This is a genomic window from Marinomonas alcarazii (assembly GCF_003208215.1).
Lineage (GTDB): Bacteria > Pseudomonadota > Gammaproteobacteria > Pseudomonadales > Marinomonadaceae > Marinomonas > Marinomonas alcarazii.
Map to the genome: position 1 here is coordinate 181217 of NZ_QKLW01000003.1, position 16212 is coordinate 197428.

Consider the following 16212-nt stretch of genomic DNA (forward strand, 5'->3'; position numbering starts at 1 on the left):
AGCCCCACGTTATTTTTCCAATGAATGGATAAACAACACGGGGCTTTTTATCAAGCGTTTGCTTGTTCTGCTTTTTGTTTCTCAAGCACTTCTTCTATTGCGCTTTTGAAGACTTCTGCTGGCTGGCCACCAGAAATCGCGTAGGCGTTGTTGATAATGACGGTTGGAACCGAAGTGATGCCATTCTGCTGCCAGATTTGCTCTTGCTGGTGGACTTCATCGGCAAAGTGGTTCTTATCCAAAATACCTTTTGCAGCTGCTGGGTCTAGGCCCACGCTAGCGGCAAGGTTGGCGAGTACTTTGTGGTCACTCACATCTTGGTTGTGGGTAAAGTGCGCTTTAAATAGTGCGTTTTTAAGTTCTGTCTGTTTGCCTTCAAGCTGAGCCCAATGCAGCAAGCGGTGAGCATCAAATGAGTTGCGCATGCGGCTTTCAGAATTGAAGTTAAAATCAAAGTCGATTTCTTTGCCACGGGCCTCAATCATTTTTCTATTTTGGTCTGACTGTTCTTTATTAATGCCGTATTTTTCCGTGATATGTTCGCTTAAGTCCTGACCTTCAGCTGGCATATTTGGGTTTAGCTCAAAGGGCTGAAAAGTGATAGTGGCATCGACTTTATCGTTTAGTTGCTCAAGTGCTTTGTTGAGATTACCAAGACCGACAACGCACCAAGGGCACATCACATCGGAAACAAATTGAATATCTAATGGCTCTTTCATAGTGGTTCCCATCGCTTGTAAATAAAAGGCTAAGGTTAAAAATTGTGCATTGAAAAATAGATGGGGGCGTGTGTAAGAATTAAAAGAGAAAAAGACGGCCGCCAGTGACCATTGCAGATAATTTACACAAACCTGAGTAATTTAACGAAGAACAGACCTGCCATGGTCATAAAATGTTTGTTGCTGATTCTACTTCTGTATGATGTTATACATCTAGAGCTGCTGGTATGGTGCTTTCTGTTCAGCTCCACAAAAGGCTTTTGTTTAGCTCGGCAAGGATAAAAACAATAATGACGATATTTAACAAATCAATGAATGGTATGTTCTCTGGAGCATTACTGTTTATGAGCGCAACAGGATTAGGAATGATGTCTCAGAATACTAATGCGAGTCAGTATGTGTATGTTTCCAATGCTAAAGACAGCACGATCACTTGGTACCTTCTAGATAACAAGCAGGTAGATGGCAAAGAGATTAAGTTAGTGCCGCTTGGCAGCACAAAAACCGGTAATAATGTAATGCCGTTATCAGTCAGTCCTGATAAGTCTCATTTGTACGCATCTATTCGTTCTGAACCTTTTCGTGTTATCTCCTACCGCATTGATCCTGCTTCAGGGGATTTAGCAGAGGAAGGTGAGGCGAACTTACCCTCGAGTATGGCGAATATTGATACGGATAAATCGGGGCGGTTTTTATTTGCGGCGTCTTACGGCGGCAATTTAATCAGTGTTAGTCCTATCGATGATAACGGTGTGGTTCGTCATGAGGCGCAGCAAGTACTGGATGCAGGCCGAAATGCCCATGCTATTCATACCAGCCCAGACAATCGTTTTGTATTTTCTTCTAGCTTAGGCGATGACGAAATAAGGCAGTATCGATTTGATGAGCAAACGGGTCAATTAACACCAAATTCTCCTGCTGCAGTTAAAACGGAACAATACGCAGGCCCAAGGCATTTTGTCTTTTCTAAAGAGGGTCATTACGTTTATGTTCTAGGGGAATTGTCTGGAACGGTAACGACTTACGAGTATGATGCTAAGTCTGGTTTATTGACGCTAAAAGGCGCAACGGAAGGTGTTCCTGCTAAGGAATTAGCGTTGGAAAACGGTGTGCCGCCTTCTATAAAAGCCACTAATGACCTTCCTAAAGTTTGGGCTGCTGATATGCATTTATCCTCTGATGGCCGTTTTTTATATGTGTCTGAGAGAACCAAAAGTATCATAACGACTTTGTCGATTGACCAAAAAACTGGCCTGCCAAGCTACCAAAACATGACATCTGTCGAGCAACAACCGCGTGGTTTTGCACTCAGTAAAGATGGTCGCTTTATGGTGGTGTCGGGTGAAAAAGACGCCAATTTAGGTTTATATCGAGTCGATGTAGAGACTGGCGGGCTCACTAAGGTTGATGAAGCGCCAACTGGTGAAGGGGCTAATTGGGTTGAGATTGTTGATCTTTAACTCTTAATAGATAGCTAAAAAGCACTCCACTAGCTCTTACCCTAATGTAGAGCAGAAGAGTGCTTTTTCATTAATTAAGGCGGCTAAACAATACCTGCATCTACGATAAAGTTCTGGCCTGCGCAGGCGCGGCTGTCTTGGGAGGCAAGAAACAGCGCCATGGCAACAATATCGTCTGGTTGAATGCGAAATTTCAGGGATTGTACGTCGATAAATTCTTGATCCAACTCTGGCGTTAGCCAAAGCGCTTTTTGGCGTTCTGTGACTACTGCGCCTGGAACAATGGAGTTAACTCGAATACCGCGTGGGCCAAGCTCTCGTGCCATAGTGCGTGTCATGGTGTGAATCGCACCTTTTGATGTGGTGTAACCCACCATGCCAGCACGGCCACGCATCCAACTGATCGATCCCATGTTGATAATGCTTGCGCCTTCTTTCATCCATTTCGCTGCGGCTTGCATACCAAAAAAATGCGGACGCATATTGATATTTAGGCAGTTGTCCCAGTATTCAGGCGTAACGTCTTCGATTTTATGGCGGTCATCTTTGCCCGCGTTATTGATCAATACGTCTAAGTTGCCAAGCTCTTGTGCTGCGTCGTCAATGGCCGATTGCAAGGCAGCAATGTCACGGACGTCGACTTTTCTAAACCAAGGTGTGGTGTTAAATTCGTCGCACAGTTTTTGGTTTAAAGCGTTAGAGCTAACGTCATCAATATCGATATAAGCAACGCGTGCGCCTTGCCCCATAAAGTGATGAACAAGATATTCCCCAATCCCTGAGCCACCGCCAGTAATAAACACGACTTTGTCTTTTAAGGAAGGATACTGGTTGGTTAATGTCGGCATGTATTATTCTCCGATCGACAAAAAATGAGTGCTCACGTTGGAGTGAGCACTCTTTGTAAATTTTGGTTTGTCCGCTATTTATCTAAACCGGCAACACAAACGTATTTGGTGTTGATGTAATCGTCAATGCCGTATTTAGAACCTTCACGACCTAGACCTGACTCTTTATAACCACCAAATGGCGCAACTTCTGTAGCGATGACGCCAGCGTTCACACCGACTAAGCCTGTTTCTAACGCTTCTGCTACACGGAAAATACGACCAATATCGCGAGAGTAGAAATAAGACGCTAGGCCGTACTCCGTGTCGTTCGCCATGGCGATGACGTCGTCTTCTGTTTCAAATTTGAAGACGGGGGCCAAAGGACCAAAGGTTTCCTCTTTGGCAAACAACATGTCTTGCGTGGCATTGGCGATAACCGTTGGATGGTAGAAGTTGTCGCCAAGCTCATGGTGTTTACCGCCTGTGACGACTTTACCGCCTTTACTAATGGCATCTTGTACGTGCTCGTCAACTTTATCCACTGCCGCGCGGTTAATCAGCGGGCCTTGTTCGACACCGCTTTCAGTGCCATGGCCGATTTTCATTGCGGCCACTTGCGCCGCGAATTTTTCGACAAAGGCGTCGTATACACCGGCTTGAACATAAATGCGGTTGGCACACACACAGGTTTGGCCCGCGTTACGGTATTTCGACATCATGGCGCCTTTAACCGCTTCGTCGATATCGGCATCGTCAAAGACAACAAAAGGCGCATTGCCACCAAGTTCAAGAGAGACTTTTTTCATGGTGTCGGCACAGTCTTTCATTAACAATTTGCCGATTGGTGTAGAGCCTGTGAAGGTCAGTTTACGTACAACAGAAGAGTCGGTTAGGGTTTTGGCGATTTGGCTCGCTTTACCCACTACGATATTAATAACCCCAGCTGGGATGCCGGCTTCGATGGCAAGAACGCCCATTGCTAATGCGCTTAATGGCGTTTCGGAAGCCGGTTTTATGATCATGGTACAGCCCGCTGCAAGAGCAGGACCCGCTTTACGAGTGATCATGGCGGCAGGGAAGTTCCAAGGTGTAATAGCGGCACACACGCCAACGGGTTCTTTCATGACTAGAATACGACGATCTGGTGCGTAAGTTGGGATCATGTCGCCGTAAATGCGTTTGCCTTCTTCTGCGAACCATTCAATGAAAGACGCAGCGTAGCCGATTTCACCACGAGACTCTGCCAATGGCTTGCCTTGCTCAGCGGTCATTAGCTTCGCTAAGTCTTCTTGGTTTTCCATTAGTAGGTCATGCCAGCGGCGTAATAATGCCGCACGTTCTTTGGCGGTTTTCTTTTTCCAAGTTTTTTGCGCTGCTTCGGCCGCTGCGATGGCTTGTTGTGTTTCGGCTGGACCTACGCTCGCAATGGTTGTTACTAATTCACCGGTCGCTGGGTTGAATACATCTAGCGTGTTGCCTTCTGCAGATTCGACCCACTCTCCATTGATTAAACATTTTGTTTGTAGGAGTGCTTTGTTCTTTAGTTCAAGCATTGCGGTACCTCTCTTTAATGAATGTGTCTTATTTTTAGATTGCTATGGATTGTGTCTATTTCAAGTCGCTGCTTTTTGTTGCCACTTTTGTTCATTATTTTTAGTGAGTAATGGGATAGTTCTTGACTTCTCTTATGTCTTATATAAGAGTTATATCATAAGTTTGAAGAAGCCGTAAACAATCATTGTTGGTTAAGCGCTCGAACGATAAAAATAAACACTGAAAGAACAGGACTACATCATGGCAAAACGTATCGAAGACCTTCGCAGTCAGCGTTGGTTTGCTCCTGACAATATGCGAGCTTTTGCGCATCGACAACGAACGCAGCAGACTGGATACAAGCGCAGCGATTTTATGAACCGCCCTGTTATAGGCATCATTAATACCTGGAGCGACATCAGTACTTGTCATACTCATCTTAGAGAGCGTGCCCAGTTTGTGAAAGAAGGCATTATTCGTGCCGGTGGTTACCCATTAGAAATGCCAGCCATGTCACTTGGTGAAGTGATGGTTAAGCCAACAACCATGATGTATCGCAACTTACTAGCGATGGAAACCGAAGAGCTGCTACGCAGTCATCCGATTGATGGTGCGATTTTAATGGGCGGTTGCGACAAAACCACACCGGGCCTATTAATGGGCGCCATCAGTATGAACATTCCCGCCATTTATATTCCTGCAGGCGCGAGCCTAAACGGCAATTTCAAAGGCGAAAAAATAGGAACGGGCACTCATACTCGAAAATATTGGGATGAAAAACGTGCGGGTAATTTAAGTGATGAAGACTGGCTCGAACTCGAAGCCAAAATGACGCGTTCTGTAGGAACCTGTAACACTATGGGAACCGCGTCTTCATTAACTTCTATGGCCGAAGTGTTGGGTTTTTGTTTGCCGGGATCAGCAACCATTCCCGCGGCCGATTCTGCCCATCAACGCCTTTGCTCCCTTGCTGGGGAACGTATTACCAAGATGGTGTTTGAAGACCTGACACCTAAAACCCTCGCTACCAAAGAAGCCTTTGAAAACGCTATCGTCACTTATGTGGCGTTGGGCGGATCTACGAACGGCATTATCCATTTGATCGCCATGGCGGGACGCGCAGGCATTGATCTGCCTATGTCTTTGTTTGATGAATGGGCGCGTAAAGTGCCGGTCATCGCCAACCTAATGCCGGCGGGCGAATACCTAATGGAAGACCTGTTTTATGCGGGTGGTCTGCCTGCTTTATTAACGCGCCTAAAAGATTTCTTGCATCTCGATCAAGGTAATGTGAACGGTCGTACTTTGGGTGAGAACTTGGAAGGCGTGGAAATTTACAATGACGACGTGATTCGTTCTTTAGATAACCCAGTCAATGACCGCGGTACGATAGGTGTGATCACCGGTAACTTATGCCCAGATGGCGCGGTGTGTAAACCCTCAGCAGCGTCTCCGCATTTATTGAATCATCGTGGTAAAGCCTTGGTGTTTGAAAACCACGCGCAAATGACAGCGCAGATCGACGATCCTGAGCTTGATGTGGATGAAAATACTGTTTTAGTACTGAAAAATGCGGGGCCAATTGGTGGTCCTGGTATGCCCGAATGGGGCGGTTTACCGATTCCGAAAAAGCTTTTGCAAAAAGGTGTGCGTGACATGGTTCGTATCTCCGATGCGCGCATGAGCGGCACCCATTACGGCACCTGTATTTTACACGTTGCGCCTGAATCTTATGTTGGCGGGCCGCTGGCCTTTGTTCAGACCGGCGACTGGATCGCCTTGGACGTGGAAAAGCGCACGCTGAATTTAGAAATTAGTGACGAAGAAATGGCGGCGAGAAAAGCGGCTTGGGCACCACCACCACCAAAGTTTGCTCGTGGTTATGGCGCTATGTTTTCAACCCATGTCACCCAAGCAAACGAAGGGTGCGATTTTGACTTTTTACAAGGTGACGCTGTCATCGATGAACCGGAGATATTCTAAATGAGCAAGACGATTAACCCATTTAAACAGCGTTTACTGGATGGTCAAAAGTTGATTGGAGGCTGGACGCTGTCTGGTAGCCCAACGGTCGCAGAGGCTATGGCGTTTTTGAACTATGACTATTTGGTGGTGGATTTAGAACACAGCCCTGCCAGCATTCACGATACTACGCCGATTTTACGTGCGGTTGAGCAAACGCCAACCGCAGCGGTGGTTCGTATGCCAGGCCATGATCCGATTGCGATTAAGCAAGTATTGGATCAAGGCGGTATGACCTTGTATTTCCCATTCGTTGAATCGGTTGAAGAGGCAAAAGCCATTGTTCAAGCCAGCATGTACCCACCATTGGGCAAGCGCGGCTTTGCCAAAATGCATCGAGCGGCGCGTTATACCACTCGTGAAGATTATCCTGCAGCGGCCAACGAGCAGGTGTGTTTGATACCTCAGCTTGAAACGGTTGAGGCGTTAGAACTTGCGGTAGAAATCGGCAAGGTGGAAGGCGTCAGTGCAGTATTCATTGGTCCTGGAGATTTGTCGATGACAATGGGCTTGCCAGGTCAGGTAAATCACCCTGATGTGCGTGCCAAAATCGTGGCTTGTGTGAATGCCTGTAATCAAGCTGGGATTCCTGTAGGAACGGTTATGCCTACGCCTAACGATGCAAAATGGGCGTTAGAAGTTGGCTTTAGTTTTGTGTCGATTGCCAATGATCTGGCTAACATGTTGGGTCAGTGTAAAGCGCATTTGGCGCAAATGAATAAATCATAAAGGTGTCTCTATGCTTTTATTAACAAGAATAATAACTTTGCTAGGGCAGGTGAATTCTGCTTTTGTATTTGTTTTCAAATATTTGGCAATCACTGCGGTTGCAGTGATGACCACCTCGATTTTGGTTCAGGTCTTTTGTCGTTATGTGCTTAACGACTCATTGCCTTGGTCTGAAGAGTTGGCGCGTTATCTTATGGTTTGGATGACGTTTCTAACACTGCCTGTGGTCTCCCGTACTAAGCAACATGCGGCCCTCGATATTATTCTGGGCTCTTTACCAAGACGATTAAGCTTGCTGCTGGAGTTGGTGTTGTATGTGTTGGTCGGGATTGTTTTGTATTACGCGTTTAATAAAAGCCTAGATTTCGCCCTAAAAGGAACGCGCATGTTGGCTACAGCGCTGCCTATAACCAAAGCTTGGTCCTACATGGCGATGCCGATTGGTTTTGGCGTCATGATGTTGGTCTATCTCGAGCTGTTCCTAATTGGTATTGCGCGTCTTTTTAATGAATCCAATGACGACCATTTTGTGTTGTCTGATAGCGAGAGCGAGGGGTAATCCATGGGCATTTCATTTTTCTGGATTTTGCTTTCTGTGATGTTTTTGGGGATGCCTGTTGCGTTTGCCTTGTTGTTTGCGCCAGGTCTCAGTTTATTCCTAGAAGGCAAGGAGATGTTCTACCTCTTGCTGACACAGCGTTTGTACAACGGTATTGATAGCTTTCCATTGATGGCGATTCCGTTTTTCATGCTGGCGGGTGAGGTGATGAACCGCAGTGGTATTACCTTGTCGCTTGTGCAAGTAAGCCAAGCCTTTATTGGCCATTTGCGTGGTGGTTTGGCACAAATCAATATTTTGTCTTCCATGTTGTTTGCTGGCCTTAGTGGTTCTGCGGTGGCGGATTGTTCTGCGTTGGGGAAAATGCTGATTCCAGCGATGGAAAAGAACGGCTACTCGCGTCGTTTTGCCGCGGCCGTAACGGCGGCATCGTCGGTGATTGGGCCGATTATTCCACCAAGTGGCATCATGATTCTGTATGCGTTTGTGATGAACGTGTCGGTTGGTGGCTTGTTTGCTGCGGGTCTTGTCCCTGGCTTTTTGGTTGGTATTAGCTTGATGGCTATGACATGGTTTTTGGCGCGTCGTCGTGGCTATAAAGTAGCTTCTGAAAAAGCAACTTGGCCGGAGCGTGGCGCAGCGGTAAAGCAAGCTTTTTGGCCGTTGTTGACGCCAGTTATTTTGCTTGGCGGTATTTTGTCGGGCGTGTTTACACCAACTGAAGCGGCAGCGGTTGCGGCAGCGTATGCCTTGATAGTTAGCTTGTTGTCGAAAACCATGACGGTTAGTAATTTGCCTAGTTTGTTTTACGCTACGGCGAAATCGTCCGCGGTGATTTTGTTCCTTGTCGGCAGTGCGGTGGCGTTTTCTTCGGTGATCAGCCTATCTGGCGCGCCACAAAAAGTCGCTGCGATCATGGTTTCTTTGACTGAGAATCCATTGTTGCTACTGCTGATTATTAACTTGCTACTGTTGTTTGTCGGTATGTTCCTAGATGCAGGCCCTGCGATTCTTATTTTGGGTCCTATTCTTGGGCCGATCGTGACACAGTTTGGTATTGATCCATTGCATTTTGCCATCGTGATGTGTGTCAACTTAACCATAGGTTTGACGACGCCACCCATGGGCTTGGTGTTGTTTGTTGCGTCCAGTGTAAGTGGCGAACGTGTAGAGACGATTAGCCGTGAAATGTTGCCTTATTTGGCGGTGCATATCTTTGTTATTTTGCTCATTACGTATATCCCAGCATTAACGATGACCTTGCCTCGCTTGCTCGGTTTTGCCTCCTGATGAAGGGGGCAGCACTGGCGAGTTTAAGTGTGTTTGAGTACAGAAGAGACGAGGAAGGCTTTTATGCTTATGGATAGTTCGAGCCTGCTTCTATTATTGTTTTTTGCGCTAGGTAGCTACATTCAAGCGACGACGGGTTTTGCTTTTGGGTTGATTGTCGTGAGCAGCGTGTCGGCATTAGGCTTAGCGCCCATTGAGGTAACGGCGTTTGCGGTAAGCGTATTAAGTCTTATCAATGCGGGAATTGGGCTTTATGGTGGGCATTGGAAACAGATAAATCTTCGAGCATTTTGGGGATTTATTTTACCTTGCCTACCTGCAATATATCTTGGTGTATGGCTTCTGGGTTACCTTGGGGAGAATGCGTTAGGCTGGCTCAAATTTAGTTTAGGCTTGTGCATTGTCATCAGTAGCTTGGTGATGATGCTTCAAGCTAATAGGATACGAAAGGCATCCTCTGCTGGGGCTTTTGCCGTCAGTGGTGTGATTGGCGGTGTGATGGGGGGCATGTTTGCGACCTTCGGTCCACCTATTACCTTTATGATGTATCGCCAGCCAGACGACCACGTCAGAATACGTGCGACCTTATTAGGAATCTTTTGTTGTACCGCAGCCTTGCGTGTGGGGTCTGTTAGTCTGACTCAAGGCGTTGATATTGATACTTGGCTATTGTGTGCGCTTGGTTTTCCAGTCGTTGTGCTATCAACCTTAATGGCAAGAAAGTTTCCAGCGCCTATCTCTGCGAGAGCAATGCGTTTCTTGGCATTCACTTTGTTGTTGTTGTCGGGTATTAGCTTGATGTGGCAGGGCTTTTAAATCGGTTTTTATTAAACAAAAAAGAGCGCATTCACCTTGTTGGCGATGCGCTCTTTTTTTGGAGTATTCTACTTGTTAATTGAGTTCGACAAGATAATGTAGGTCTTCGCTGTTGGCGCGGCTGATTCGATATTCCACGGTGCGTCCGTCCAATGCGCGAGCAGTGCGGATTACTTCTAATAGCGGTTGTCCTGCAGCGATATTTAAAACGCTTTGGTCTTGATCATCGGCCAATACCGCTTTAAGTCTATCCGTGGCTTTGTGTACCGTAATATTGAAGTGCTGCTGATAATAGTGATACAGGGAATGTGGTAGCTTTTCTTCTTTGTGTAAATCGGCAAAGTAACGATGGGGCAGGTAGATCAATTCACGGATAGACGCGGTATTGTTAATTGAACGCACACGATGGATTTCAATCACTTTTTCATCTGACGTGAGATCAAATACAGTACGTAAGTGTTCATCCGGTGTGATTAATTGTGTTTCGAGTAATTGAGCGTAAGGCAGCTCGGGGATATCACCGTTATCACTTTTGAAATGAAAAAAGTGGAACATCATTTTTTGCAGTGTGTGTTCGGATACAAAGGTGCCAACGCCTTGGCGACGAAATAATACGTTATCTTCGGTTAATGCGTTAAGAGCTTTTCGAACTGTGCCTTGGCTAACACCCAGTAGGTCTGCAAGTTGAAACTCACTTGGTAAAATCTCACCGGGCTTCCAAGAACCTTCGATAATTCTTTCCGTAATTAACTCTTGAACCTGTTTATACAAAGGTTTGAAGGTTGGTGATGGCTGCGATGTGCTGGTTGTCATTGTTGGCCCTGCTGTCTCTCGAATCAATTTAGAATACCAGACGTAATAAAAAAATCTGTTATTTTCTTGCACTTTATGTCTTATATAAGATATAAAACAAGTCATGGCAAGAAAATAGTGCATTTTCTAAAAGTAATCTCCTTTGAGACTCGCTTATGAATGACCTGTTTATTTGTTTAGCACTTGCGTGACTCAGAATAAAAAAGTGATCCAAGAATAAAAAAACGGAGCCTTCGAAATGAAAAAAACCGCTTTACTAAAAAAGACCACAGCTGCTTTTGTTCCAACATTGATGGCGGCGAGCTTATCTCTTGCTGCCATGCCTGCACTGTCGGCTGATTATGATTTCAATATTGTTCATCTTTCTAATACCAGCGATGAAGATTATGACGGCGCTGTCGTGTTGAAAGATTATGTTGAAGCACACTCAAACGGTCGTATTCACGTTAATATTTATTCTGGCGGTCAGTTATGTGGTAACCCAACAGAATGTATTGAAGCGCTGCAAGCTAACTTGATCCAAGTGTTTAATACCACGACAGGTGGTTTGTCGAATGTTTTCCCTGAGATCCAAGCGCTGGATATTCCTTATATATTTCCAACAGACCGTGTTGCTGAATGTGCCTTGAATAATGAAATGTTGGTCGGACCAATTCGTAAAGAGTTGCTAGATCGAACAGGTACTATGCGCTTAATGACGATTGGTAATACGGGTGGCTGGCGTAACTTTGCGACAACCAATAAATTGATTAAAACGCCTGCCGATGTGAAAGGTTTGAAGATCCGTACGATCAATTCCCCTATTCAGATGCAGCTGGTGAAAGCCATGGGTGGCAGCCCAACAGCCGTGCCTTGGCCAGAAGTGTATACCTCATTGGCAACTGGCTTGGTGGAAGGTACTAAAAACGGCATTACTGACATCATGGGTATGAAATTTAACGAACATATTAAATACATGACGCTAGATGGTCATGGCTATATGGCGTCTATGTGGTGGATGAATAACGACTCACTGAAAGATATGCCAGAAGACCTTCAGCACATCATGATGGATGGTTTTGATGCGTTACGTGAAGTCACAACCGTGATGCCCAAACGTCGTCAAATAGAAGCGTATAACGAGTTCAAAGCATCTGGCGGCACAGTTTATGCTCCGACTGCAGAAGAAAAAGCGCAGTTCCAAGAAGCAGCAAAACCAGTACGTGATTGGTTCGTTAATGAATATGGTGCGAAATGGGTTGAAACCACAGAGAGCGCGGTTAAATCCTGTGAAGCCTCTATTAATGAAGCTTATATGGCACAGAACTGATCGTAATACACTCTTCTGAATGGTTATTTTCCGTTAGGCCAGTGCTCGCACTGGCTTTTTTTTGCCTGGAATTTGTCTGGACAGATTATCTTGGTACTTGCGCTTGAAGGTGGGCGATTAATCTTTCCATCAAGGGTGTTAGGCTGTTTTTACGCCATACAAAATGGATATCGAGTTCTGGTAAAACGCCATCAATTGGGCGATAGGTGAGACCTTCTCGTTGATCGAATTGTGTGGATTCTGGGACAAGTGCGATACCCACGCCGGCGGCAACTAGGGTTCGAGTGGTTTGCGTCAGCCGGGCGATTTGTACAATATCAGGCTCAACGCCAGCAGCATGCAGGTGATGCATTATTTGGTCGTACAAAGACGGATGGGCTTGTCTAACAAACGAGATGAACGGCAGCTGGTGTAAATCACTCAGTGGCACGCTGTCTTTTTGCGCGAGCGGGTGGTTCTCAGGCAAGGCAAGAAGGTGTTTTTGTGTTTCATAGCCTTGGTGTTCTAAATCTGTGATGTCCATCAAGGGGTTGAGGAAGATCATCGCCAAATCAATTTTTTCGCTTCTGAGTGCATCCAAGGCATGGGTTGTGGTCATTTCTTCTAGATTGAGTGTCACGCCATGATTGTCTTGTTTGAATTGCGCAATGCCTTTGGAAAAATGCGGCGTGCCAGCGGCCCAAACAAACCCAAGCGATAGGTTGCCTGCGGTGCCGTTGGCAATGCTGCGAACTTGTTCTTGTATCTTTTCCCAGTTCTGTAAAAGCGCTCTTGCTTGAGGTAGCAATGCTTCTCCTGCTGGGGTCAGTGAGACTTTTTGGCTGCTGCGTTCAAACAGTACAGCACCGAGTTCGTCTTCAATGGCTTTGATTTGTTGTGACAACGGTGGCTGGGCAATATGTAAGCGAGCCGCAGCGCGTCCAAAATGCAGCTCTTCTGCTACGGTAATAAAATAATTCAGTTTTCTAAAGCGCATGATATCTTTTTCATATTAAGTGTGTGATTAACATATATTAGACATAATGATGCGCTTTTCCTATCTTAGCCTTACAAAATAAATCTAAGTTAGGTGAGACATCATGAGCAGAGAAAAAATCGACGGACAACTATTTAGCTACACTGGCCCAGCTTTTCATTATATCAACGAAGAGGAGCGTCACTTTTTCGCCAAAGAGCCAGCACAGTTTCGTGTGAACCTGATTGGTTGCGGTATGATCGGCATGGAGCACATGCGCGTGGCGACTCGCGTTGGTCGTTCTGCTATTCATGGTGTGTTCGATCTAAACGAACGTAGCGTTAAAGTTGCCAAAGAAGAATTTGCCAAAATCACCGATGAAGATTTCAAAGTCTACGAAACGCTAGAAGCGGCCTGTAATGACCCAGAAGTTGACGGTATTTTAATCTGTACACCTAACTTTACACACCTTGATGTTTTAAAAGTCGCGATCAAATCTGGTAAACACATCTTCATGGAAAAGCCGATGGCGACCAAGTTGGAAGATGCCTATGAAATTACCAAGATGGCAAAAGAATACGGCGCGGTTTTACAAATTGGTTTGCAATACCGCTATAAATCTATTTATTCCGAAGCGATTCATGAAGTGCTAGAGCGCAAAGCGGTTGGTGAGGTGAAGATGATTAACATCATGGAACACCGCATTCCGTTTCTTGATAAAGTGAATCAGTGGAATAAGTTTTCTAAATTCTCTGGTGGTACCTTAGTAGAGAAATGCTGCCATTACTTTGATTTGATGAACCTGTTTGCTCAATCTCGTCCAGTACGAGTTTATGCTAACGGCTCACAATCTACTAACTTCCGTGATTTCGAATTCAAAGGTGAAAAATCCGACATTCTTGATAGCGCGTTTGTTACCGTAGAATATGAAAATGGTGTTCGTGCTGGCTTTAACCTTTGCATGTTTGCGCCTATGTTCCATGAAGAGTTGTTGGTCTGCGGTGACGAAGGTCGTGTCAAAGCGGCAGAGATTGAAGACTTCAGTGAAAACGCGCGTTTGCGTACTGAAATGGAGGTTTTCTGTGGTCAGAACCGTCCTTCTAAAACCTCACAGCCAAGTTATCCTAAATTGATCGAAGCGTCTGGCCATAATGGCGCTACTTGGTTCGAACACATCGCTTTTGCCGATCAAATGGCTGGCAAGCAAACCAGCAGTGCGACAGTAGAAGAAGGCTTCTGGTCTGTTGTGGTGGGTTGCGCAGCGGAAGAATCCGTAAAAACGGGCAAAATCATTGAAGTGTCTGAACTGCTTAAATCGAAAGGTATTGATCTTTAATTATTTTTTTTAAATTAAGTCACATCACATCACATCACAGCCTAGGCCTTACTTTCAAGGTCTGGGCTTTTTTGTTTTGCCGTTCTATTTCGTCCCTTTTTTTGGGGTTTCCACGGGAAAGAAGTGCTATTTTTAATCTGTAATAAAAAAGATAATCTGATATTGAAATACAGGTTGTATGATGTATGATGTTATTGCGTTCGATAAATGGAACTAATGACAACGTCCTAAATAAAAAAACAATTATAGGAAAAGTGGTTATGAAAAAAATACTTCAGAGCACAACAATTTTGATGGCGGCGGCTTGTGCATTAGCGCCTGCTGCAGCCTATGCTTTAGACAATCCAATTCGAGGAAATATCCGCGTTGTAATTGGCTCAAAATCAACTGGTGGTGATACGTATCAGGCTTCTTCCATTATCGCAGAAGCGCTTGCACAAAAGATTGATGCGAACATTAAAGTTGATGCTGTTGGCTTCTCTGCGGCATATCAGGCGTTAGGTAGAGTGCCGACAGGCAACACTCTAATGATTTTCCACGACCAAGCGTATCTTGGGAATCTATATGGCCAAAAAGGCTACGAAGACCCTTTCAAAGAGTGGACGATAGGACCATCTTTCGCTACTAACCCAGGTAATGGCTACCTGGTTCCTAAAAACTCTCCTTATAAAAATATGGATGAGATCCTAAATGCGGCCGGAAACGGTAAAACAATTCGTGTTGCGATTCAGCCAGGCGGCGTATCTGAGATCGGCTACACGGCTATGAAGAACGCAGTACGTTTGGCGTACCCAGGTCAAGAGGATAATCTCGTTGCTTTGAATACGGGTTCTCAATCTGATAAGAACCAAGCTTTGTTCGATGGCCTCGCGGATGTTATCAATGGCAGTGTACAGGCCAACGAGCAATATACTCGCCTTCCTGCTGATGACCAAAAAGCCATGAATTTTGTATGGTTAACTGCTAAAGCATCAACAATTGCTAAAGCAAATCCTAATGGTATGGGAGAAACGTCTCGTGATCAGTTGATGCAGTATGCATCTGGTCTAGGGGTGAATATTCCAATGGATGCAGAGAATAACTTTACCTTCGATAAAGAGTTCTACTTTTTATACAACAAGCGTATGTCTCCAGAAGTGATTGAGTTCTTGGACAAGGCGTTGGCAGAAGTATTTGCCGATGGCAAGGTTCAAGAAACATTTAAGAAATCCTTCTTTATCCCTAACTTCCGTACTTCTGCAGAAGCGCAAAAGCACTTCAAAGAAAAGCGTGATAGTTATGCCAAAATCATTAATAACCTGCACAAATAATTAAAGTAAGTCGGCACCGTGGAATGCAGTTTGGCCACGGTGCCTTAATCTTTCGCTTAGAGAAGGTTATAGAGAGTTATTATGTTTGACTGGTTTTCATCCCTCAATGCTGTTGTGATCGACTTCGACACGTCCCATCTCTTCTTTCCAAGGATCGTTATTTCCTTGTTGCTGATTTTGGGCTTGGTGATCGTCGTTTCTTATTTTCGTCCTGTCATGCAGGCTATTCGTACCGGTCGTTATCAGTTCTTTGTTAAAAATGCAGACTTCTTTCGTCTCTTAATGACATTCGCTTTGATTCCTGCCTATTTCTGGGGGATGGATGCGATAGGCGCAGTGCTTCCTAATATGGGGCTAGGTTTCTTACTGGCGTCGATTCCTTTTGTGTTTCTGATGTCGATGTTGTACTGCCACGATATGACACGTCGCAATCTGATAATCATTGTTTCCAACGCAGTAATAACACCGACCTTTGTTTGGGGTGTGCTTTACCACCTATTCGCTGTGTCGATGCCTTAGAGGCGGAGTGAC

At 45.3% G+C, this 16212-nt stretch carries 15 protein-coding genes; 10 read left to right on the forward strand and 5 right to left on the reverse strand.

What is annotated here, in order from left to right; genetic code table 11:
• Positions 1-50: 50 nt before the first annotated feature.
• Positions 51-719: a DsbA family oxidoreductase gene (locus DFP75_RS09060; protein ID WP_110574805.1), complete on the reverse strand. Its 669-nt coding sequence runs from the start codon at positions 717-719 to the stop codon at positions 51-53.
• Between the two features lie 290 nt (positions 720-1009).
• Here DFP75_RS09060 and DFP75_RS09065 point away from each other — a divergent pair, with 290 nt between their 5' ends.
• Positions 1010-2179, forward strand: coding sequence for a lactonase family protein (locus tag DFP75_RS09065; protein WP_181417015.1), 1170 nt, complete (start codon positions 1010-1012; stop codon positions 2177-2179).
• Positions 2180-2262: 83 nt separating this feature from the next.
• Here DFP75_RS09065 and DFP75_RS09070 read toward each other — a convergent pair whose 3' ends face one another.
• Positions 2263-3027 (reverse strand): SDR family NAD(P)-dependent oxidoreductase, encoded by a 765-nt coding sequence (locus DFP75_RS09070; RefSeq protein ID WP_110574809.1) that lies wholly within the window; start codon positions 3025-3027, stop codon positions 2263-2265.
• 74 nt (positions 3028-3101) lie between these two features.
• A complete protein-coding gene (locus tag DFP75_RS09075; protein ID WP_110574812.1) occupies positions 3102-4562 on the reverse strand; it encodes an NAD-dependent succinate-semialdehyde dehydrogenase in 1461 nt (486 codons plus the stop codon).
• Positions 4563-4803: 241 nt separating this feature from the next.
• Between DFP75_RS09075 and araD the strand changes: the two genes are divergently transcribed.
• From araD to DFP75_RS09100, 5 genes are all read left to right on the forward strand, one after another.
• Positions 4804-6525, forward strand: a complete 1722-nt coding sequence (araD, locus tag DFP75_RS09080) for an L-arabinonate dehydratase (protein WP_110574814.1) — start codon at positions 4804-4806, stop codon at positions 6523-6525.
• Positions 6526-7293: an HpcH/HpaI aldolase family protein gene (locus DFP75_RS09085; RefSeq protein ID WP_110574816.1), complete on the forward strand. Its 768-nt coding sequence runs from the start codon at positions 6526-6528 to the stop codon at positions 7291-7293. It abuts the gene before it with no gap.
• 10 nt (positions 7294-7303) lie between these two features.
• Positions 7304-7852, forward strand: a complete 549-nt coding sequence (locus DFP75_RS09090; RefSeq protein ID WP_110574818.1) for a TRAP transporter small permease — start codon at positions 7304-7306, stop codon at positions 7850-7852.
• A 3-nt stretch (positions 7853-7855) separates the two neighbouring features.
• Positions 7856-9142 carry a TRAP transporter large permease gene (locus DFP75_RS09095; RefSeq protein WP_110574820.1) on the forward strand — a complete coding sequence of 429 codons (1287 nt, stop codon included), beginning with the start codon at positions 7856-7858 and terminating at the stop codon, positions 9140-9142.
• 63 nt (positions 9143-9205) lie between these two features.
• Positions 9206-9958 (forward strand): TSUP family transporter, encoded by a 753-nt coding sequence (locus DFP75_RS09100; RefSeq protein WP_110574822.1) that lies wholly within the window; start codon positions 9206-9208, stop codon positions 9956-9958.
• A 75-nt stretch (positions 9959-10033) separates the two neighbouring features.
• On the opposite strand, the gene DFP75_RS09105 is transcribed toward DFP75_RS09100, so the two are convergent.
• Complete coding sequence (locus DFP75_RS09105; protein ID WP_110575107.1) at positions 10034-10771, reverse strand: GntR family transcriptional regulator; 738 nt, start codon at positions 10769-10771, stop codon at positions 10034-10036.
• 238 nt (positions 10772-11009) lie between these two features.
• Between DFP75_RS09105 and DFP75_RS09110 the strand changes: the two genes are divergently transcribed.
• Entirely contained in the window at positions 11010-12080 is a 1071-nt protein-coding gene (locus tag DFP75_RS09110; RefSeq protein ID WP_110574825.1) for a TRAP transporter substrate-binding protein, read from the forward strand.
• An 85-nt stretch (positions 12081-12165) separates the two neighbouring features.
• Here the strand turns inward: DFP75_RS09110 and DFP75_RS09115 are convergent, their stop codons facing one another.
• On the reverse strand, positions 12166-13056 hold the full coding sequence (locus DFP75_RS09115; RefSeq protein ID WP_110574826.1) for a LysR substrate-binding domain-containing protein: 891 nt from the start codon (positions 13054-13056) through the stop codon (positions 12166-12168).
• A gap of 103 nt (positions 13057-13159) precedes the next feature.
• Here DFP75_RS09115 and DFP75_RS09120 point away from each other — a divergent pair, with 103 nt between their 5' ends.
• The 3 genes from DFP75_RS09120 (at position 13160) to DFP75_RS09130 (ending at position 16200) form a co-directional block, all read left to right on the forward strand.
• Positions 13160-14371 carry a Gfo/Idh/MocA family protein gene (locus tag DFP75_RS09120; RefSeq protein ID WP_110574828.1) on the forward strand — a complete coding sequence of 404 codons (1212 nt, stop codon included), beginning with the start codon at positions 13160-13162 and terminating at the stop codon, positions 14369-14371.
• A gap of 260 nt (positions 14372-14631) precedes the next feature.
• Positions 14632-15681: a type 2 periplasmic-binding domain-containing protein gene (locus tag DFP75_RS09125; protein WP_110574830.1), complete on the forward strand. Its 1050-nt coding sequence runs from the start codon at positions 14632-14634 to the stop codon at positions 15679-15681.
• Between the two features lie 81 nt (positions 15682-15762).
• Positions 15763-16200, forward strand: a complete 438-nt coding sequence (locus tag DFP75_RS09130) for a tripartite tricarboxylate transporter TctB family protein (RefSeq protein ID WP_110574832.1) — start codon at positions 15763-15765, stop codon at positions 16198-16200.
• Positions 16201-16212 lie beyond the last annotated feature (12 nt).

Coding starts and splice junctions, on each gene's coding strand:
- DFP75_RS09060 (WP_110574805.1), bottom strand. CDS start 719: ATGAAAGAGCCATTAGATATTCAATTTGTTTCCGATGTGATGTGCCCT.
- DFP75_RS09065 (WP_181417015.1), top strand. CDS start 1,010: ATGACGATATTTAACAAATCAATGAATGGTATGTTCTCTGGAGCATTA.
- DFP75_RS09070 (WP_110574809.1), bottom strand. CDS start 3,027: ATGCCGACATTAACCAACCAGTATCCTTCCTTAAAAGACAAAGTCGTG.
- DFP75_RS09075 (WP_110574812.1), bottom strand. CDS start 4,562: ATGCTTGAACTAAAGAACAAAGCACTCCTACAAACAAAATGTTTAATC.
- araD (WP_110574814.1), top strand. CDS start 4,804: ATGGCAAAACGTATCGAAGACCTTCGCAGTCAGCGTTGGTTTGCTCCT.
- DFP75_RS09085 (WP_110574816.1), top strand. CDS start 6,526: ATGAGCAAGACGATTAACCCATTTAAACAGCGTTTACTGGATGGTCAA.
- DFP75_RS09090 (WP_110574818.1), top strand. CDS start 7,304: ATGCTTTTATTAACAAGAATAATAACTTTGCTAGGGCAGGTGAATTCT.
- DFP75_RS09095 (WP_110574820.1), top strand. CDS start 7,856: ATGGGCATTTCATTTTTCTGGATTTTGCTTTCTGTGATGTTTTTGGGG.
- DFP75_RS09100 (WP_110574822.1), top strand. CDS start 9,206: ATGCTTATGGATAGTTCGAGCCTGCTTCTATTATTGTTTTTTGCGCTA.
- DFP75_RS09105 (WP_110575107.1), bottom strand. CDS start 10,771: ATGACAACCAGCACATCGCAGCCATCACCAACCTTCAAACCTTTGTAT.
- DFP75_RS09110 (WP_110574825.1), top strand. CDS start 11,010: ATGAAAAAAACCGCTTTACTAAAAAAGACCACAGCTGCTTTTGTTCCA.
- DFP75_RS09115 (WP_110574826.1), bottom strand. CDS start 13,056: ATGCGCTTTAGAAAACTGAATTATTTTATTACCGTAGCAGAAGAGCTG.
- DFP75_RS09120 (WP_110574828.1), top strand. CDS start 13,160: ATGAGCAGAGAAAAAATCGACGGACAACTATTTAGCTACACTGGCCCA.
- DFP75_RS09125 (WP_110574830.1), top strand. CDS start 14,632: ATGAAAAAAATACTTCAGAGCACAACAATTTTGATGGCGGCGGCTTGT.
- DFP75_RS09130 (WP_110574832.1), top strand. CDS start 15,763: ATGTTTGACTGGTTTTCATCCCTCAATGCTGTTGTGATCGACTTCGAC.